Origin of the sequence: Haloarcula salinisoli (genome assembly GCF_019599405.1) — an archaeon.
Taxonomy (GTDB): domain Archaea; phylum Halobacteriota; class Halobacteria; order Halobacteriales; family Haloarculaceae; genus Haloarcula; species Haloarcula salinisoli.
On record NZ_RKLQ01000002.1, the window covers coordinates 822065 to 841226 of the forward strand.

At 65.2% G+C, this 19162-nt stretch carries 21 protein-coding genes; 14 read left to right on the forward strand and 7 right to left on the reverse strand.

The window, feature by feature from the left end; translation table 11 throughout:
- Positions 1-8 precede the first annotated feature (8 nt).
- Entirely contained in the window at positions 9-1073 is a 1065-nt protein-coding gene (locus tag EGD98_RS13445) for a hypothetical protein (protein WP_220588882.1), read from the forward strand.
- 5 nt (positions 1074-1078) lie between these two features.
- The gene (locus EGD98_RS13450) at positions 1079-1909 is read left to right on the forward strand and encodes a mechanosensitive ion channel family protein (RefSeq protein WP_236039549.1); all 831 of its coding nucleotides are present in this window, start codon (positions 1079-1081) and stop codon (positions 1907-1909) included.
- A gap of 18 nt (positions 1910-1927) precedes the next feature.
- Here EGD98_RS13450 and EGD98_RS13455 read toward each other — a convergent pair whose 3' ends face one another.
- Positions 1928-2437: a GNAT family N-acetyltransferase gene (locus EGD98_RS13455; protein WP_220588884.1), complete on the reverse strand. Its 510-nt coding sequence runs from the start codon at positions 2435-2437 to the stop codon at positions 1928-1930.
- A 157-nt stretch (positions 2438-2594) separates the two neighbouring features.
- Here EGD98_RS13455 and truA point away from each other — a divergent pair, with 157 nt between their 5' ends.
- From truA to EGD98_RS13495, 8 genes are all read left to right on the forward strand, one after another.
- Positions 2595-3395 (forward strand): tRNA pseudouridine(38-40) synthase TruA, encoded by an 801-nt coding sequence (gene truA / locus EGD98_RS13460; protein ID WP_220588885.1) that lies wholly within the window; start codon positions 2595-2597, stop codon positions 3393-3395.
- A 123-nt stretch (positions 3396-3518) separates the two neighbouring features.
- The gene (locus EGD98_RS13465; RefSeq protein WP_328762967.1) at positions 3519-4091 is read left to right on the forward strand and encodes a hypothetical protein; all 573 of its coding nucleotides are present in this window, start codon (positions 3519-3521) and stop codon (positions 4089-4091) included.
- A 160-nt stretch (positions 4092-4251) separates the two neighbouring features.
- A complete protein-coding gene (locus EGD98_RS13470) occupies positions 4252-4527 on the forward strand; it encodes a hypothetical protein (protein ID WP_220588886.1) in 276 nt (91 codons plus the stop codon).
- A 2-nt stretch (positions 4528-4529) separates the two neighbouring features.
- Positions 4530-5387 (forward strand): DUF6159 family protein, encoded by an 858-nt coding sequence (locus tag EGD98_RS13475; RefSeq protein WP_220588887.1) that lies wholly within the window; start codon positions 4530-4532, stop codon positions 5385-5387.
- A 75-nt stretch (positions 5388-5462) separates the two neighbouring features.
- Entirely contained in the window at positions 5463-7253 is a 1791-nt protein-coding gene (pepF, locus tag EGD98_RS13480) for an oligoendopeptidase F (RefSeq protein WP_220588888.1), read from the forward strand.
- 102 nt (positions 7254-7355) lie between these two features.
- Positions 7356-8576 carry a proteasome-activating nucleotidase Pan2 gene (gene pan2 / locus EGD98_RS13485; RefSeq protein ID WP_220588889.1) on the forward strand — a complete coding sequence of 407 codons (1221 nt, stop codon included), beginning with the start codon at positions 7356-7358 and terminating at the stop codon, positions 8574-8576.
- Between the two features lie 271 nt (positions 8577-8847).
- On the forward strand, positions 8848-9042 hold the full coding sequence (locus tag EGD98_RS13490; RefSeq protein ID WP_220588890.1) for a DUF7557 family protein: 195 nt from the start codon (positions 8848-8850) through the stop codon (positions 9040-9042).
- Positions 9042-9428, forward strand: coding sequence for a PIN domain-containing protein (locus EGD98_RS13495; RefSeq protein ID WP_220588891.1), 387 nt, complete (start codon positions 9042-9044; stop codon positions 9426-9428). The genes EGD98_RS13490 and EGD98_RS13495 overlap by 1 nt, the downstream gene beginning before the upstream one ends.
- 11 nt (positions 9429-9439) lie before the next feature.
- Here EGD98_RS13495 and EGD98_RS13500 read toward each other — a convergent pair whose 3' ends face one another.
- Entirely contained in the window at positions 9440-10840 is a 1401-nt protein-coding gene (locus EGD98_RS13500) for an MBL fold metallo-hydrolase (protein WP_220588892.1), read from the reverse strand.
- Positions 10841-11375: 535 nt separating this feature from the next.
- On the opposite strand from EGD98_RS13500, the gene EGD98_RS13505 reads away from it, so the two are divergent.
- Positions 11376-13220, forward strand: coding sequence for an ATP-binding protein (locus EGD98_RS13505; RefSeq protein WP_220588893.1), 1845 nt, complete (start codon positions 11376-11378; stop codon positions 13218-13220).
- Between the two features lie 261 nt (positions 13221-13481).
- A complete protein-coding gene (locus EGD98_RS13510; protein WP_220588894.1) occupies positions 13482-13913 on the forward strand; it encodes a universal stress protein in 432 nt (143 codons plus the stop codon).
- A gap of 86 nt (positions 13914-13999) precedes the next feature.
- Here EGD98_RS13510 and EGD98_RS13515 read toward each other — a convergent pair whose 3' ends face one another.
- Together EGD98_RS13515 and EGD98_RS13520 are read right to left on the reverse strand one after the other, a co-directional pair.
- The gene (locus EGD98_RS13515; RefSeq protein ID WP_220588895.1) at positions 14000-14443 is read right to left on the reverse strand and encodes a universal stress protein; all 444 of its coding nucleotides are present in this window, start codon (positions 14441-14443) and stop codon (positions 14000-14002) included.
- Positions 14444-14536: 93 nt separating this feature from the next.
- A complete protein-coding gene (locus tag EGD98_RS13520) occupies positions 14537-15625 on the reverse strand; it encodes a KaiC domain-containing protein (RefSeq protein ID WP_220588896.1) in 1089 nt (362 codons plus the stop codon).
- 106 nt (positions 15626-15731) lie between these two features.
- Between EGD98_RS13520 and EGD98_RS13525 the strand changes: the two genes are divergently transcribed.
- On the forward strand, positions 15732-16583 hold the full coding sequence (locus EGD98_RS13525; protein WP_220588897.1) for an NAD(+)/NADH kinase: 852 nt from the start codon (positions 15732-15734) through the stop codon (positions 16581-16583).
- On the opposite strand, the gene EGD98_RS13530 is transcribed toward EGD98_RS13525, so the two are convergent.
- The gene (locus EGD98_RS13530; protein ID WP_220588898.1) at positions 16584-16871 is read right to left on the reverse strand and encodes a DUF8006 family protein; all 288 of its coding nucleotides are present in this window, start codon (positions 16869-16871) and stop codon (positions 16584-16586) included. It abuts the gene before it with no gap.
- 129 nt (positions 16872-17000) lie between these two features.
- Between EGD98_RS13530 and EGD98_RS13535 the strand changes: the two genes are divergently transcribed.
- Entirely contained in the window at positions 17001-17576 is a 576-nt protein-coding gene (locus EGD98_RS13535) for a response regulator (protein WP_220588899.1), read from the forward strand.
- 1 nt (position 17577) lies between these two features.
- Here EGD98_RS13535 and EGD98_RS13540 read toward each other — a convergent pair whose 3' ends face one another.
- Together EGD98_RS13540 and EGD98_RS13545 are read right to left on the reverse strand one after the other, a co-directional pair.
- Entirely contained in the window at positions 17578-18177 is a 600-nt protein-coding gene (locus tag EGD98_RS13540) for a hypothetical protein (RefSeq protein ID WP_236039478.1), read from the reverse strand.
- A gap of 138 nt (positions 18178-18315) precedes the next feature.
- The gene (locus EGD98_RS13545; protein WP_220588900.1) at positions 18316-19131 is read right to left on the reverse strand and encodes a TSUP family transporter; all 816 of its coding nucleotides are present in this window, start codon (positions 19129-19131) and stop codon (positions 18316-18318) included.
- Between the last annotated feature and the right edge of the window lie 31 nt (positions 19132-19162).

The following is a 19162-nucleotide window of genomic DNA, read 5'->3' on the forward strand; positions in this document are numbered from 1 at the left end:
CACATGTCATGGGGGATGCGGACGGCGTGACGATTCCCATCGAGCAGCTCCGAGCGGCGGGACTGGGCCCACAGGTCGAACGCCTCTCGACGGCTGTCGCGGAGTATCTCGACGCGGACAAGACGCTGGACCGGGTGGACTCGAACGTCGCCGTCATCTCGGACCCGTTCGGCGGCCGGGCCGCCCTGCTGGAGTACGCCGCCGAGTTGCTCGGTGACCGGGCTCGTCGGTACTCGATATCGGGTATCGCCGACGGTGAGGACTTACCCGAAATCGAGGGCGAGCGCGCGCTCATCCTGGAGGGGTGTCACTATCTCTATCGCCGCGATATCGACGGGTTCGACCGGCTCGAGGCGTTTCTGGAGCGGCTCGCGATGACGAACACGCTCGTCATCACGGGGTGGAACCGGTACAGCTGGCAGTATCTGACCGCGGTCCAGCGCATCGACGAGGCGTTCCCGCTCTCGATTACCCTCCCCCCGCTTGACGCCGAACAGATAGAGTCGGTCATCCGCGCCCACGACGATGGGCCCTACCCCGACTACGTCGACACCGGCGAGGCCGGCCGTATCAAGACGCTGGACCTCGTCCGCCACGACGTATCGCTGCCCGGCGACCGTGCCCTGTCGGTCCCGCTGGTGCGGCCGAACCTCTCCTGGCTGGTCTCGTGGTCCATCTGGGACGACGCCGAGAGCATCGAGGCGGTCGTCTTCGAGAAGCTCCGCCGGCTCTCGAACGGCACGCCCGGCATCGCGACGTCGCTGTGGGACCGGTGTGTCAACGAGGGGATGGACGGGCGGACCATCGCGCCGGCGTATATCGACGACCCGGTGGAGGACTGTCACCGTATCTCCGACGACGCGGCGTTCCTGCTCTGGCTCGTCGTCGCTCTGGAGGGCGTCGAGCGGGCGCAGCTGGCCGATATGCTCGACCAGGAGGCTATCGGTACCGAGATTCAGACGCTGGCCAACAAGGGTATCGTCCGCGTCGAGGGGACCGAAGTCAGGTTACAGCCGCTTGGGCTCCATCCTGCGGTCGAGGAGCTGCACCGACGGGGGTTGGTCTGGCCGTGAGTCGGATGGCCCAGGTCGCGACCGAGGCGAGTGTCACCGACGGCCCGTCGCTCGACCCGGGGACGGTGGTCTCGGCACTCCTCGTGCTCGTCGTCGCCTACGCCACCGGGCGAGTCCTGAGCGCCGGTCTGACGGCGGTCGCCGACCGGCTCGCACAGCATCGCTTCCGCGTGACGCTGTTGATTCCGTTGTTGAAGTTCACGGTCTATGGCACGGCGCTGTATATCATCGTGACGACGCTGTTCGAGCTGACGAGCGCCCAGCTCGTGGCCTTTTCGGGCCTGCTGGGTGCCGCTATCGGGCTGGGCCTGAAGGACCTGCTCGCGGACATCGTCGGCGGGCTCATCCTCGTCGTCGAACAGCCCTACCAGGTCGGCGACAAGGTCGCTATCGGGGACCACTACGGCGAGATAACCGATATCGGGCTGCGGTCGACACAGCTGATGACACCGAACGACACCGTCGTGGTCGTGCCGAACTTCACGTTCCTGAACGACGCGGTGGCAAACGCCAACGACAGCGCGGCCGAGATGCTCGTCGTCGTGGAGTTCTACATCGACGTCGACGCCGACGCCGACCGGGCCAGAGACATCGTCGAGGACGCGTTGTTGACCTCCCCGTACGTTCGGGTCTCGCCGGAACACCGGTACACCGTGCTGGTCGGCGACGACCACTACTACCGGACGCTGACGGGCAAGGCCTACGTCACCGACCTGCGCAACGAGTACCCGTTCAAGACCGACGTGACCGAACGGGTACTGGATGCCTTCGCCCGGGAGGGTATCGAGTCGCCGAAGGTGCCCGCGGGTGGCGGACAGGAACTCCCCGGCGAGTGATACTGCCGGCAAGAGGAGCTACAGGTCCAGTTCCATCTCGATTTCCACGTGTTCACGCAGGCGGGTCTCGAAGCCCACCGAGCGGTAGACGCGCATCGCGACGTGGTTGCGCTGGGAGACGGCCAGCCAGACGTGTTCGAGGCCTTCCTCCTGGCCGTGGCCCAGCAGTACTTTGATGAGCTCCGTCCCGATGCCCGCCGACTGGTAGTCGGGGTGGACGAAGATGGCCAGCTCCGCGCTTTCGTCCTCGACTGGCATCAACACGGCGTGGCCTACCAGCCGGTCGTCGTGCCACACGACGACGTTGAGACCCTCGTCCAGCAGGTCAGTGACCCACTCGCGGATGGCGGGCTCCTTTCGGGGCGGGACCCCCTGTGACCGGGAGTCCGCGTCGAAGTCGGTGTACATCGACACCAGCGGCTCGGCCTCGCCGTCGTAGGCCGCCATCCGGACCGTTCGACTCTCGCCGTCGGTAAACTCATGTGGGGGACGGGGAAACTGGCGGCTGTCCTCGGCGGATGATGCCATTCTATTGCCAGCTACGGCCCCGAGTCCCCTAAACCCCGCTACTATCCTCGCCCCGTGAGAACCGGTCCGGTCCGCCCGGCTGTGGCCCACTCGTCGGCTCACAGCGGACGGAAACAAAGTCGGGGCTCACAAGTGCAAGCTCGTCAAATACCGCGCCATGCGCGCCTACCGGGTCGCCTACGACGGCCGGCCCTACAGCGGGTTCCAGCGCCAGCCCGACGTGCCGACCGTCGAAGGAGCGCTCCTTGCTGGCCTGGCCCGACTGAGCGTCTGTGAGCGTGATGCGATCCCCGAGGGCTACGCGGCGGCTGGTCGCACCGACGCCGGCGTCTCGGCGGTCGCACAGACGGTCGCCTTCGAGGCGCCCGACTGGCTCACGCCGTCTGCGTTCAACAGCGAACTCCCCGCCGACGTCTGCGCCTGGGCGAGCGCCGACGTGCCCGAGGACTTTCACGCGACCCACGAGGCCAGGGAGCGACGCTACACCTACTTCCTGCACGCACCGGAGGCCGACGACGACCTGGCAACCGAGACGCTCGAGGCCCTCTGTGGTCGTCACGACTACCACAACCTGACGCCCGACGACGACGGGACGGTCCGGGAGCTGCGTGGGCGTGTCGAGCGGGACGGCGATACGCTGGTCGTCCGGTTTCGGGCCGGCGGCTTCGCCCGGCAGCTGGTCCGCCGGGTCGTCGGCCTGCTCGACGAGATTCTCCGTGGCGAATCCTCACGCTCGAAAGTCGAGCGGGTCTTTGCTGCGAAGCCGTTGCCGGGTCCCGAGGGAGTCGCGCCGGCCCCGGCCTATCCGCTGGTGCTTTCGGGGGTGGACTACCCGGATGTGCTGTTCGAGACCGACGACGAGGCGGTCGAGACCGCCCGCTCGGTGTTCGAGGACCTGCATGTCGAACGCCAGACAGCGGCGCGGGTCGCTGGGTGTGTGGTGTCGGGGCTGGAATAGCCCGCCGTCGGTGGCGATGTGACACAGCGGGTCAGACGTCGATTCAAGCCGGATGATACCCGGTTCGCGGCCGCGAAATCCGGCCGCGTTTTTATACTCTCCCCATCGTTGTCCCAACCTACCGTGTCCGAGCTTCCGAACTGGATCGACAACCGGCTCGACCGGAATCTCGACAACGCACTCACACAGGAGCACGTCGTCGAGACGATGGTCACGTCGGAGCGTCCCTTCTTTTCGGCCAGGCAGCTCCAGGCTCGTGTCAAACCGGACGTGAGCAAAGCGACCGTCCGGAACCGGCTGAACGAGCTACAGGAGATCGACATCGTCGCCGCAGAGACGTATCCCGATTCGGTCACCCTGTACTACATCAACTACCAGGAGTCGGACTGGCCGCTGTCCCCGGAAGGGAAAGACGCCCTCGCCGCCGAAGCCCCGCACGATCGGCTCTCCATCGGCTTTCTCACGGTCTCGGACACGGCAGGGTTCCGGGTGTTCGTGCTCACTGGGTTGTTGTTGACGGCGCTTGTCAGTAGCGTCGTGAGCATCGTCATCATCGGACTCGTCCAGGACGGCGGGGGGCTCGTGGAACCGGCCGGCAGCGTCCTGGCGGCCGGCGGAATGGCTATCGGCGTCACGGCCCTCCAGCTACTACTTGCGACGCTCCTTCTCTTCGCCGGCGAGCGTCTCGTCCGGTAGCGACGCTGGGAGCCACCAGCCGTGATTGGCCCGTCGGCCGACTGAACGCTTGCCGGGTCACCTTTGACCCCATCCGGGCCGTTTTCCGGGTGCGAATAGCCGTTTCGTGGCCGCGAAATCGACTTCTATATTTATAATCGGCCCTGCCGAACCCGAAATTATGGCGCTCCCACTACAGGCAGGAAGCCCGGTCAACGTGGAACTGTTCATCATCCTGGGGATAATGGTCATAACGTTCGTCGTTAATCTGGGTGTCTCCGTCTGGATATACCGCGATGCGAAACGACGCGATATCAGTCACGCGTTCGCGTGGGGTGCGGGGTCGTTTCTCACCGGGTTCCTCGGGGGTATCACAGCGGTCGTCATCTGGGCGCTCTACTTTTTCGTGCGCGACGAGTATGCGTCCGGCGGCCCGTCGGTGCGGGAGGGGACCTGAGGGTGCTCGCGCAGCTGAAACGCGGCATCCGCATGGTGGGCCAGGCGCTCGTAGTCCTGCGGCACAACCCGAAGCTGCTGGTATTTCCGCTGATAGCCGGAATCAGCTCGCTGCTCTTCCTCGGGCTACTACTCGGTTCGACGTTCGGCGTGCTCGTCGGCATCGAGGGACTCGAAGCCTTCGAGACCCGCTCCGGGTTCCTGGCGACGATTAGCGGGAATCCTGTCGTCACCGTCCCCGCTCTCTTCCTGGGCTATCTGGGAACGACGTTCGTCTCGGTGTTTTTCACCGGTGCGCTGGTCGCCGAATCCCGGTACGCCTTAGCCGACGAACCCGTGAACCTGAGACGCGGGATGGCGCGGGCCTGGACCGCCAAGTACGACCTGCTGGCCTGGGCAGTGATCGCCGCGACGGTCGGGATTATCATCGACGCGATAGAGAGCTCGGACAATCCAGTATCGAAGGTTTTCACGGTGGTGTTCGGGGCCGTCTGGACCGTTATGACGTTTTTCATCGTTCCGGTCGCCGTGCTGGATCCCCAGCAGTCGCTACGGGGCATGTTCAGGCGAAGTGGGCAGGTGTTCAGAGAGAACGTCGGTGAGACAGTGATCGGACTCGGTGCGCCCCGAGCGGTCGGGTTCGGCATCTTCGTCCTGGCGAACCTGCTGGCGTTCGGACTGAGCGAAATCACGCCCAGTCCACTGGTGTACGCCCCGATTCTCGTCGCCGGAGCGGTGCTCTCGCAACTGGTCTCGACGACGCTCCGGGGCATCCTCAAGACGGTGGTGTACGTCTACGCGACGGCGGGGCGGATGCCCGCGGAGTTCGATGCTGGGGATCTCGACCCGTTGCTGTCGTAATCGACTGCTTCCACCCGCCCGGGTCGACTACAGCCCGGAAAGGCTTACTTCGGCGGCTTTCCTACCCCGAAGCACATGAGTTCGGTACCCGCACGCGACGACATCGACGAGGAGTACAAGTGGGCCCTCGAATCCCTCTATGCCGACGACGAGGCATGGGAAGCGGCCTACGAGGAAGCGGAGGCACTGATCGAGGACCTCGAGGCCTACGAGGGCCGTTGCACGGACGACGCCCCCACCCTCCTGGCGACGCTTGAGACGTACGAACAGCTGATGCGCAAAGCCTCGAACGTCGCCGCCTACGCCCGGATGCGCCGGGACGAGGACACGACAGACGACACCTACCAGGCGCTGACCGCGCGCACCCAGTCGCTCTCTTCGGACGCGAGTTCGGCGGCATCGTTCCTCGAACCCGAACTGCAGGAACTCACGGAGCGCGACATCGACGAGCTGGTCGAGGCCGAGCCCGCGCTGGCCGAGTACGAGCACTATTTCGACAACGTGTTGCGGATAAAACCCCACACCCGCTCGACGGAGGTCGAGAACCTGCTTGCGGAACTGGGTGAGGTCACGGGGGCCGCCGGCGAGGTGTACAACATGCTGGCCAACGCCGACATGGAGTTCCCGACGGTCGAGGGTCCAGACGGCGACGACCAGCCCATCACGCTGAACAACTTCACGACGCTGCAGAAACACCCGGACCGCGAGTTCCGCCAGCGGGTGTACGAGACCTTCTACGACGAGTGGGAGGGCGTGCGAAACGCCGTCGGCACCGCGTACAAGAACTCGGTGAAGACGGACGTGAAGCTCGCGCAGGCCCGCAACTACGACACCGCTCGCGAGGGCGCGCTGAACGGCCCCAACGTTCCCGTCGAGGTGTACGACACGCTCGTCGACACTGTCAACGACAATCTGGACAAACTCCACCGCCACGCCGAACTGAAGGCGAACACGGTCGAGGGCGACGAGCTGCGGATGTGGGACCTCTACGTCCCGCTCGTCCAGGAGGAGTCGCCCGAAGTCAGCTACGAGCAGGCCTGCGAGTACGTCACCGAGGCCGTCGCGCCGCTGGGCGAGGAGTACCAGTCCCGGCTGGCCGAGGGTCTCGATTCGCGGTGGGTCGACGTCTACGAGACCAAACACAAGCAGTCGGGCGCGTACTCGGGCGGGACCTACGACTCCCAGCCGTTCATCCTGATGAACTACCAGGACGACGTCGAATCGATGTACACGCTGGCCCACGAACTGGGCCACTCGATGCATTCGGAGTACACCAGCGAGTCCCAGCCCTACGTCTACTCGGGGTACGAAATCTTCGTCGCCGAAGTGGCCTCGACGGTCAACGAGACGCTGCTGACCCACCACCTGCTCGACACCGTGGAGGATGAACAGCTCCGGCGACACGTCCTCAACGAGTATCTCGAACGGTTCCGCTCGACGCTCTATCGCCAGACCATGTTCGCGGAGTTCGAACACCGGACCCACGAGATGGCCGAGGCCGGCGAGCCCCTGACGCCGGACCGGCTCGACGACCTCTATGCCGACCTGAAGGGCGACTACTACGCGCCCGCCGAACTCGACGACCGCATCGCTCGCGAGTGGATGCGCATCCCACACTTCTACCGGGCGTTCTACGTCTACCAGTACGCGACCGGGATTTCGGCTGCGGTCGCGCTCGTCGACGGTATCCTCGAAGAGGGCGAGCCCGCCGCGCAGCGCTACATCGACTTCCTCGCCAGTGGCTCGCGGGAGTACCCGCTCGAACTGCTGCGGGGCGCCGGCGTCGATATGGTCTCGCCCGACCCCGTCGAGTCGGCCCTGTCGACCTACGGCGAGTATCTCGACGAGTTCGCCAGTCTGCAGTAGGGTCGGCCATCCCCCGACTCCGGTTCCGACTGTCGACCGACACAAACCGGGTGTGTGACCCAAAGGCACTTTTAGTCTCAACCGGTAGTACCGGGCAGTCAAATGTCGCGCAGTCCCTCGCTTCCGGAACGACCACGCCTCGACCTCGACCCAGAGATGACGCCGGAAGAGCGTCTCGAGGCGCTCCGGGACCATTTCGAAGAGATAGTCCGTGTCAACGAACAGCTCACCGACCAGCTCGACAGCGCCCAGGAACGCCAGGCCGACCTCTCCGAGGACGTCGACCAGCTCGAACGGGAAAACGAGACACTCAAAACGTCCTCGCTGTACATCGCGACCGCCGAGGAGCTGACCGACGACGGCGTCGTCGTCAAACAGCACGGCAACAACCAGGAGGTCCTGACCGAGGTCTCCCCGTCGATTCGGGACACGCTCGAAGCCGGGGACCGCGTCGCCATCAACGACTCCTTCAGCGTCAAGCAGATTCTGGAAGCCGAGACGGATTCGCGCGCCCAGGCGATGCAGGTCGAGTCCTCGCCCGACGTCACCTACGAGGACATCGGCGGGCTCGAGGAACAGCTAATCGAGGTCCGAGAGGCCGTCGAGGAACCGCTGCTGAACGCCCAGCAGTTCAAAGACGTCGGTATCGAGCCGCCAAGCGGCGTCCTGTTGCACGGTCCGCCCGGCACCGGCAAGACGATGCTCGCGAAAGCCGTCGCCAACGAGACCGACGCTACCTTCATCAAGATGGCCGGCTCGGAGCTCGTCCGGAAGTTCATCGGCGAGGGCGCCCGCCTCGTCCGTGACCTCTTCGAACTCGCCTCCGAGCGCCAGCCCGCCATCATCTTCATCGACGAGATAGACGCCATCGCCGCCAAGCGAACCGAATCGAAGACCTCCGGCGACGCCGAGGTCCAGCGGACGATGATGCAACTACTCAGTGAGATGGACGGCTTCGACGACCGCGGTGAGATTCGCATCATCGCCGCCACCAACCGCTTCGACATGCTCGACCGCGCCATCCTCCGTCCGGGCCGGTTCGACCGCCTCATCGAGGTGCCCAACCCCGATGTCGAGGGGCGCGAGCGCATCCTCGAAATCCACACCGAGGAGATGAATCTGGGCGCCGACGTGGACCTGGGCGCATTCGCCGCCGAGACCGAGGGCCTCTCGGGCGCCGAGCTGGCCTCGCTCACGACGGAGGCCGGGATGTTCGCCATCCGCGACGACCGGACCACCATCGAGCAGGCCGACTTCTACGACGCCCTGGAGAAGATCGACCAGGACGAGGAGACGGGCAGCCAGCCCGTTGCTTTCGCCTAACGGGCACCCACTTTTTACTGCGTCGGGTGTCCTCGGGCCGCTTCGCGGCCCTCCGGACACCATTCCTTGCAAAAACTTGGGGAAAAACTGCCGGACGCTCGCCACGCTCGCGTCCGGTGAACCGGCGGCTCCGCCGCCGGATGCTCACTCTGGACAGCCTGCCTTTCCCCGTCGGCGCGGCACGGAGGCCGCGCCCGGCCACCGCTCTGTCTCCTCATGCAACATAGAGGCCGCCGAAACTGATAGGTACACGAATTCACTACGAATTCATATGAGTCGAACGTCAATTCCCCTCGACTCGGAGACGAAAGCCAGACTTGACGAGTCGAAACGCGACGACGAGACGTGGGACGAGTTCCTGCTCCGGATAGTCGCTGCGACTGGCGATGGGATGTCTCCGGGGACGCTATCTGAAGATGAGGCCGAGGACGCCATGGATATCGTCCGCGAGGGACGCGACCGGTAATGTTTCTCGACACCTCTGGCATCATCGCCTACCAGCGAGGCGACGAGCGGGCCGTAGAGTACCTCGAAAGGGGGCGTCCGTGGTACACCTCGACTATCTGTGCCTTCGAGTATATCAACGGACGGCTCGGGACCGGTGAGACCGACGTACTCGCCGTTCGTCAGGAGATAGCGGACGTGCAGACGCTCGATTTGAACGAACCTATCGCCGTTGAGGCGGCACGGCTGCAAGACGCGTTGCTGGAGAAGGGTAACCGACTGGCGACGACGGATATGCTGATTGCCGCAACTGCGCGGTCGACAGGCGACGAGCTCGTCGTCGCGGACAGCGACTTTCAGACCGAGCTGCTTCAGGACGTGATGGATGTGACGAACCTTCGAAAATAGGGCAGTCCCTATCAGTCCGACCCGGCCCGAGCGTGACTCGCGGTCGCTTGCACGTCGGCGCCGTCGGCGTGGAACTCGCCCAGCGCGTTGTAGAGGCCCCGTTCGTAGATGTCGGGTTCCTTGCTGATGCCGATGTGGGAGCCGATTTTGGCGTCGGCCCAGTAGGCCCGATGGGGGCCCTCGAACAGGCGCATCAACAGGCGGGGGTCGATATCCATCTTCACCCAGCCGTCGTCGTAGTCGTCCGTGTCGAGGTCACGGGTGTAGGAAAAGCCCGACCCGTCCATCGACAGTTCCAGACAGGCGTCGGCGACGAGCGGAATCAGGACAGTGGTGTCGCTCTCGAAGCCGATGTTGGCCCGCTTGCCCTCCATGTTCTCGTAGGCCAGCGGGACGTACGCACGGAACTCCTGCAGGCTCGGCATCGGGTCGTGTTCGTAGTCGAACTCGCGGGGAGCGAGTTCGGTTTCGATGTACTCCTGTTTGGCTTCCTGGTCGATTGGTTCGAAGGGGGCCGAGCGCTCGCCGGTCGCGGTGTCGATGTGCTCGCCGGTGTTCAGGAAGACACACTCGTGTTCCGGCCCGGTGTGTTCCTCGAAGAACGCCTTGGCCTCGATGCGGGGCGGGTTGGCGGTGTACTCGTTGAGCTCGGCGAGGTCGCCGGCCAGGACGTACTCGCCGGCGAAGGGGAGGTAGTACGTCGGTTCGAACAGGTCGATGAAGTTCAGGGCGAGGTCGTGTTTCTCCTGGATGACGCGGTCGCGCTCCTCGATTTTCTCCTCGTGAGTGTAGTTGGTGACCGCCTGTGGGTAGAACTGCGCGGCGCTGTACTGGTGGGCGAGCAGGTCGATGTCGCCGTACTCAGACTTGATTTTCTTGCAACTGGACTCGGCGATGGGGTAGGGGCAGTCGTTCGTGTTGACCACCGTCTCCTCGCTGTCGGCGATGACGGCCATCGAGTCGACCTGCGTCGAGCCGTCCTGGTCGGCCTCTTTGTCGTACCACGAGCAGCCAAAGAAGTTGCCACAGAGCTCTGGGTCACAGCCGTCGGCGGCGAGAATCTGGATGTGGGTGTCGCTGCCGAGGTCGTATCGTTCGGCGTGGGGCAGCTCGACGGCCTCGAAGCCCAGCTCCTCGACGGCGTCTCTGAGGTAGTCCCAGCGGTAGTCGTGGATGAGGACGGGGATGTCGTCGTCCATGCGTGCCAGACTGTCCGGGTGGAAGTGGTCCGGGTGGACGTGGGAGACGTAGATGTAGTCCACGTCGTTGAAATCCTCCGGCTGGAAATCGGGTTCGGGGTAGTGGGCCCAGGAGCCGTAGTACGCGCCGTCGACGAGCCACGGGTCACAGAGGACCGACGTGTCTTCGGTCTCGATCAGCACCGCCGCCGATTCGAGGTATGTGACTTGCATCACCCGTCAGGAAGGACTACTTGTCTATTGTTATCGCCGCGTTGTCGGTCACCGGCCCCGCGGAGAGCCCCGATAAGCTCGGCTTGCCGTCGGACTGTAACGTTTACCTTAGCTTGAACCGATTTGGAGTGCCAGAAAACCCCACCCGTGCCGGCTGGTCAACCAGGGGACGGGAGGGACTGAAAGGGGCGTTCGCGGGTGGCACAGCCGCCCGCGAGCTCGGGAGACCTTTGGTCTCCCGGCGGCTGGCTGAACGAAGGCGGACGAAGTAAGCACCGGAGGCCGAAGGCCGAGGAGCGCAGCGAGGTCGTTCGAGAGAGCGAACCTCTCTCGTGATGACGAAAGACGGCGCCGCCGTCTTTCGAACCACCTCCGAGTTCAGCCAGGGCGAGAGCATAGCTCTCGCGGGCAATCGGAAGCTTCGCTTCCGAGGACAGCCGGGGCTTTCTGGCTGTTCGAACTCGAAGACTCCTAACTAAACACAATCCGGCGTGCTGGGGAAAGGTGTTAATCCCCGGCTACCGTGGGTGGCTGTATGTCCGACCTCGGGGATTTCACTGATTTCGACGGCGAGGACGACGAGAGCGACGGGTCGGCCGATGGGACAGCGGCGGCCGACAGCGACGCTGCCGACGGCGTCGCCACCACCACAGACGCCGTCGGCGACACCGCGGACGACGACTTCGAGACCATGGACGTGACGCCGGCCGGCACCGATACCGGGCTGGGCGTCCTCTCGGCGGCCGACGGGCTCCGCATCAGTGAGGACGACGAAGAGTGTAACCTGCAGGCCTACGTCACCGTCCAGAACCGCTCACGGGTCCGTCTGGGGAAGTACCTCCTGATTCCCTATCCCGACGGCGAGCGGCTCTTCTGTCGCATCTCCGCCCTGGAGTACGCCCAGGAGTTCCGCGCCGACGACGCCACCGAGATACACGCCCGACGGGCGATGCGCGAGGCGGAAATCGACGAGCAGGACTTCAAGTTCATGGCGGCACTGGACCCCATCGCGGTGCTGTATTCCGACGACGGCGAGCTCAAGCGCCGGATGACCGACCGCGTCCCCAAACCCGAGACCGTCGTCCGCGAGGCGACCGACAAATCCGAGATCAAGACCGGGCTGAAGATCCCCGAGGACGGCGTCTTCCTGGGCCACCTCTCCGTCGGCGGCGAGAAGGTCAAGACCAGCGCCAGCCCGCCGACCATCGACTATCGACTCAAAGACGATTACGAGTCGGGCGACCCGCTCGTCTTCCGGCACACGCTCGTGGCTGGTGGCACCGGCTCCGGGAAGACCCACAGCTCGAAGAACGTCCTCCGGCAGTATCTGGGTCGCACCTACGAGATGGGCGACGGCCGCACGCCGGAACTCGCCGTCGTCCAGTTCGACCCCCAGGACGAGTACGCCCAGATGCACGACGACAACCCCAAGATGACGGACGACTTTGCCCGCCGCTGTGAGCGCGAGGGCGTCAAGACGGGCGGGCACGACGACACCATCGCCTTCGTTCCGAAAGTAGCAGGCGCCGAGTACAACGCCAGTCACCACCGCGCCGAACAGGTCGAGTTCACCATCCCGTTCTCGCTGGTCCACTCGAACCCGTGGCTCATCGCCGGCTCCAGCCTCAACGACAACCAGTACACCGCGCTGACGAACACACTCTTGCCGCGGTTCAAGCGCGAATACGGGCGCAGCGCCACGTATGACCAGTTCACGACCTTCCTGAGCGACCCCGCGCTCAAGGAGGAGCTCGACGAGACCGGGGACATCCACGAGGCCACCTTCGACGCCGTGAAACGGCGGGTCCAGGGCTTCGGGAGCGTCTTCGACCAGGACGCCCGCCCCATCACCGACCAGATTTCACAGCTGGTTCGGGACGGCGGGCTGACCGTGATTCCCACCTACCACATCACGGACTCCCGGACGGCGTCGACGATTGTGCTGGCCGTCTCCAGCCTGCTCATCGACCAGAAGCTCTCGAACGACCCCACCTACGACCGCATCAAGGAGACGCCGCTGGTGCTCGGGATGGACGAGGCCCACAACTTCCTCACCGACGCCGACAGCGTCCAGGGCCGACAGGTCATCGGGAAGTTCACCGAAGCCGCGAAACAGGGCCGCAAGGAGCGACTGGGACTGTATCTCATCACGCAGGACCCACAGGACATCGCCGACCCGGTATTCAAGCAAATCAACACGACGATGGTGCTGAATCTCGGCGACGAGGACGCCATCAAGGCCGTCAACATCCCCACGAACCTCGAATCGAAGGTCCCCTACATGGAGAAGGGCCAGCGCGTGGTCTACTCACCGGACAACTCCGAGCCCGTGGAACTCATCGGGCTCTCGACGTGTGTGACACGGCACGGCAGGGAGTAGCGAGGTTTGAGCGAACGGAGTGAGCGAAAACCTCGGATAGCGACGCGGGGAGAGCGAGGCGCGAAGCGCCTCGAAGCGAGCGGTGGAACCGCGAGCAACGCGACCCGCGGAGCAGTAGCGAGATGTCTGGCATCGCGAGACATCTCGTAGCGGAGCGGGGAGCAACGCGACCCGCGGAGCAGTAGCGAGGAGGGTCACTGCGGTCACCACCTCGCTGCCGACGGGCCGAACATTCAAGCCGCCGACGGTGGCATGGGAGGTATGACCAAGCGCGTTCTCGTCCCGATCGACCGCTCCGAACAGGCCGAGGCGGCCGCCGCCTTCGCCGTCGAGAACTTCCCCGACGCCACGGTGGTGCTGTTCCACGTCATCAACCCCGCGGAGGCGGGCTACAGCGCGCAGGCGTCGGTCCCTTCCTTCTCCGAGGAGTGGTACGAGGAGAAACAGGCCGAGGCCAGCGACCGGTTCGACGAACTGGCGGCTATCGCCCGCGAGGGCGGCGTCGAGTCCGTCGAACGGGTCGTGGAAGTCGGCCGGCCGACCAAGGCCATCGTCGAGTACGCCGACGAGCACGACATCGACCAGATTGTGATGGGGAGCCACGGCCGCTCGGGGATGTCCAGAATTCTGCTGGGCAGCGTCGCCGAAATCGTCGTCCGCCGAGCGACGGTGCCGGTGACCGTCGTGCGGTAAGCGGTCTCCCTGCCGCTAATCCGCGTGAGAGAGCGCGGCTGCACTGCCGCTAATCCGCGTGAGAGAGCGCGGCTGCACTGCCGCGCTCACGCGTGCCGAGTTATGTAAACGTCGTATCCCGGGTCCTCGGAGACTGGGGCGCCGACACTGGAGACGGGTGAGGAGACGCGGCCGGCGTTCTCGCTACCGATGAAGACAATCGAGGCCCCGACTTCGTGGGCAACCGTACGGATGGTCCGAATCACGTCGGTCGTACAGGAGGCCATCGAGCTCACGTCCTCCGGAATCTCGTAGCGGAAGTCGGCCCCGGGAGCGATGTCGGCGACGCGCTCGCGGAGCCGCTCGGCGATAGCGTCCGGGTCGAACGGGTCGTTGGCATCGAGCCAGTTCCGAGAGAGGGCGTATTCGGGCTCGTCGGGCACGACCGTCAGCACGAGCACGTCCTCGCCGGTAAACTCCGCGAACTCCGTGGCGCGTTCGAGGGCGGCTTCCGAGAGCGCCGAGCCGTCGAACGGGACGAGTAGCGTCATGCCCGACGGTTCGCCGGTGGGACGGATAAAAGGTGGTTGCCGGTCGGCTCTCCGTTGGCCGTCACCTGGTGAACACTGGCACGGCGTGGCCCGTCAGAAGATATTGGCCTGCTGGTAGACGCTGATGCCGTCCATCGTTATCTCGTAGGGCTTGGTCTCACGGGAGTGGTTGGCGTTGCGTATCTTCTGAATCTCCACGGCGAGGCGGGTCTCTCTGGTCTCCGAGCGGACGTACTGGAGGACGAAGACGGCGTCGGTCAGGTACTCGATGATGCCGTGGCGGGAGGCGTAGGGGTTGTCCTCGCTGGCCTCGGAGGTCAGCATCGTCGTCACCCCGGCGGCCTTCAGCGACCGCGTGAAATCGAACACTTCGGTGCGGCGCTTGGCGGGGTTGTCGTACATCATCTCCAGCAGAGAAACCGAGTCCAGCACGAGCCGGTCGGCGTCGAAGTCCTCGATGAGTCCCGGGAGTTCGCCGCGGATGTTGTCGAGGCTGTTGGCCATCTCCACCGGGTCGAGGTCGACGACGGCCAGCTGGTCGTTGGCCTCGTACTCGTCGAACCCCCAGTCGCGGTCGTCGGCCGTGTCCATGATGTCGTCGTGGGACTGTTCGAGCGTGATGAACACGCAGTTCTCGCCGTTCTCGAGCCCGTGATGGAGGAACTGCAGCCCGAACGTGGTCTTGCCGGTCCCCGCAGAGCCGATGCTGACAATCAGGTGCCGCCGTGGAATCCCGCCCTGTATCATCCGGTCGAGGCCTTCGATGCCGATATCGATACGCGGGATATCCGAGTCGAAGTCCTCGTCCTCGAACTCGGTGCCCGAGCCGCCACCGCCGCCGCCCGGCGAACCCGCTGACTCGAACGCTGTCGCGAAGTCGTCGCCGAAAAGGCTCCCGCCGTCGTTCCCGTCGGGTTCGCCGTCGTCCTCGAACGGACTGGCATCATCGTCCTCAAACGGACTGCCGCCATCGTCGTCGAATGGACTACCGCTATCGTCCTCGAACGGACTGCCGCCGTCGTCGCCGGCAAACGGACTCTCGCTCCCCGCGTCGCTATCGGCGTCGGGTTCGTCGCCGGACTCGTCGGTCGCGTCGGTCGCGTCGGTCGCGTCGCTCTCGTCTTCGTCGTCGAACGCGCTCTCGAACCAGTCGTCGTCGCGGTCCTCCGGGCCCTCGCTCATTCGCGCGACCACCGGCCACAGACAGCCATGGATGCACACTGTCGTGCAGACAAATATAAGCTTGCCGTCGTGGAGGGTTTATAATCACCCGGCGGGAACGGCCACCATGACCGTCGGCATCGTCGCACAGCGGGATAACGACCGGGCGATGGCGCTCGCGAGTACGCTGACTGATCGGCTCCAGGAGGTCTCGGCGACCGTCGTCGTCGACGAGACCACCGGCGGGGCGCTGCAGGACCACGACGCGTGGAACGCCACGACCCCGTCGACCCGACCGGTCGAGGAGATGAGCGAGTGTACCCTGGTCGTCTCCATTGGGGGCGACGGAACCTTCCTCTATGCCGCCCGTGGCGCCGGGTCGACGCCTATCATGGGCGTCAACCTCGGCGAGGTGGGCTTTCTGAACGCGCTGGCGCCCGAGGAGGCCGTCGAGACGGTCGTCGCCGAGGTCGAGCACATCCAGAAGACCGGGAGCGCACGGACCAGAGCGATGCCGCGACTCCGGGCGACCGGCGACGGCTGGGAGCTCTCGCCCGCGCTCAACGAGGTCGTGGTGCAGGGCGCACACCGTGGCAGCGGCGGGGGAGGGGAGTTCGAGGTCCGCGTCGACGGCTCGCTGTACACGAGCGGCCACGCCGACGGGGTACTGGTGGCGACACCGACCGGCTCGACGGCCTACAACCTGAGCGAGGGCGGGCCGCTGGTCCACCCCGCCGTCGGAGGGCTGGTCATCACCGGGATGGCACAGACCGACGGGATGCCCCCGCTCGTGGCCGACGTCGACAGCGACGTGACGGTGTCGGTCACCGCCGCCGACGAGGGTGTCGTCGTCAGTGACGGTCGGGTGCGCGAGAAGCTCTCACCACCGGAGAAAGTGACGATAACGCGGGCGAGCGAACCGATTCGGCTGGCTGGCCCACCGCTGGATTTCTTCACCGCACTGAGAAAACTGGGGTAGTTATTTCCGGCCGACGGAGTACAGGACGGGCGCGAGCGCGAGGAGGACGAGCCCGACGAGTTTGTACGCGAAGGATGACGAGAGCAAGCTGCCGGCGTTCGGTGCCATCATAGAGGCGGGTATCAACAGCAACAACACACCGATGGAGACGGTGTGGACACCCAGCATCTTCAGCGAGCGCGTCGGCAGGATGCCGACGGCACCGAGGACGAACCCGAGCAACAGGACGTCACCGATGGTGTAGTTCAGCAGAAAGCTGTCGATGACTTGCAGCGGTGGCGCGAGCATTCCTATGCTGAAACTGGCCGTGACGCAATCTTTAAAGTTCCGTTCCGCGCTTCGACGGGACTCTGACAGGGGCCGACACTACGTGGCTCACAAATAGTTATATGCCATCCCCCGACAGTATAGGCTACTGTGTCAGAGTCTACTGCGGACGCAACCGTCCTCGTCGTCGACGACGAGGCGGAAGTGGCTGACGTCTACGCGCTGCGTCTCCGCAACCGGTACGAGACAGAGACCGCCTACGGGGGGGCGGCCGCGCTCGATCGGCTGGACGACGATGTCGACGTGGTGTTGCTCGACCGGCGGATGCCCGACGTGGGCGGCGACGAGGTTCTCGAAGAGATTCGCGACCGGGATATCTCGACGCGAGTCATCATGATAACGGCTGTCGACCCCGATTTCGACATCATCGATATGCCCTTCGACGACTATCTCTGCAAACCCGTCGAAAAGGATGACCTGGTGGCGGCCATCGACCAGCAGCTGGCCGCCCGGCGGTACGACGACCGGCTCGCGGAGTATCTGGAAGTCACGTCGAAACTCGCCCTGCTGAAAGGGGAGAAGACGCCCCAGACGCTGGACGGCAACGAGGAGGTCGAATCGCTCGAGCAGCGGGCCGAGACGCTGCAGGCGGAGATGGACGACGCGCTCTCGGATTTCGAGGATATCGACACCGCGTTCCGTGATATCACACGGCGGCCGAGCTGACCTAGGTCTGTGGCGTGTACAGCAGGTAGCCGGTCTCGCCGTCGCCGATCGTTCTGAGCTGGAACCGTTCGGTCCCGGCCGTCGTCTCACAGTCGACGATACGGTCGAGCCCGCCCGCAGTGACCGCGTCGGCGTCGACTGTCTCCTCGCCGGCGACCAGGAGCGCCTCGGAGAGCGGCGTTCCCTCGATGCGCTCGACGGGCACGTCGAACGTCTCGCCGAACGCGTCGTTGGCCGCCCGGACGATGGGCCCGTGGCCCTCGGCGGCGTAGTACAGCACTGGGTCGGGATGGCCGTCGAAGAGGTCCGCCGGCTCCGGCGCCGTCGGCTCGGCGGTGTCGACGCCGACTGTCATCGTCTGATCGGGCGATTCGACTCCCTCGGACGCCCGGAAGAGGCGGACGACGCCGCCGATACCGCCCCCGAGTGCGAGCCCGAGGCCGATGGCGACTTCCCGGGAGAACGGAAGCACGACGATGGTTCCGAGGACGACCAGAACGGTGGCGAGCGACACCGCACCTATCGCGATCCACCCCACGACCGTGAGGAGGTTCCCCAGCTGTGGCCCCCCGCTGGTCCCCCTGTTCGGTTGCTCGCTCATTCGAGTGGCAATCGTCGGTCCATCTGTTAACCTCTTTCGGCACACGGCAGCCACTCGTCGTGATTCGTGTAGCGATTTGCCGGTACGCGCCGACCCCGGGGGTCGGCACTATCCGGAAATGATATACAATAATCACTATCAAAGCCCGGTCGCGCCGTCAGCGAGGAGCTTCAGGCCGATGAGCGTGAGCAAAAGGAGCGCACCCGCGGTCACCGTACCGTCTGCCAGCCGTCGCCGGAGGCGCTGGCCGGCGGCGACGCCCGCGAGGCCGGGGACGGCGGCGACAGCCGAGAGCGCGAGGAGGGTGACAGGGGCCGCGTCGCCGGCGGCGAACAGCCCCAGTCCCCACGCCGCCCCGAGCCGGAGCAGTGAGATACCGACGAGTATCATGGCCAGGACCCCGACGAACGTCGAGCGGTCCAGGTCGAGGCTGTCGAGGTAGGCGACGACCTGGACGGCGGCGTTCGTCGCACCGAAGACGACACCGGAGACCAGTCCGACGCCGACCTTCGCTGCGGTGCCGGGTCGGAAACACCGCTCGCGCGTCCACGCTTCGCCCGGGAGGACGACCCAGGGCTGCGTGGCGGCGACGTAGGCAAGCGTGAACAGCCCGAGTCCGAGCGCCAGCACCGGTCGGGGAATCCGGCCGAGCATGGCCATCCCAGCCAGCGTCCCGACGGCGGCGCCGAGGACGTAGGGCCAGAACCGAGCGACACACTGGGGAATCTCGGCCCGGTCGAGTTCGCCGAGCAGTCGGAGGTTACCCACGAGCATCGGGAGTATCATCACGACGACGGCGACGGTCGGCGAGAACAGCGTCGCCAGCACAGCGGTAGAGACGATGGCGTAGCCGAAGCCGGCGGTCCCCTTCACCAGACCGCCCAGGAAGACGACGGCCGCGACGGTCAGAAGCGTCGCTGGCCCGAACCCGCCGACAGCGAGTGCCTGGAGCATCTCTCTCCAGGAACGGACGCGTGCTTGTAAA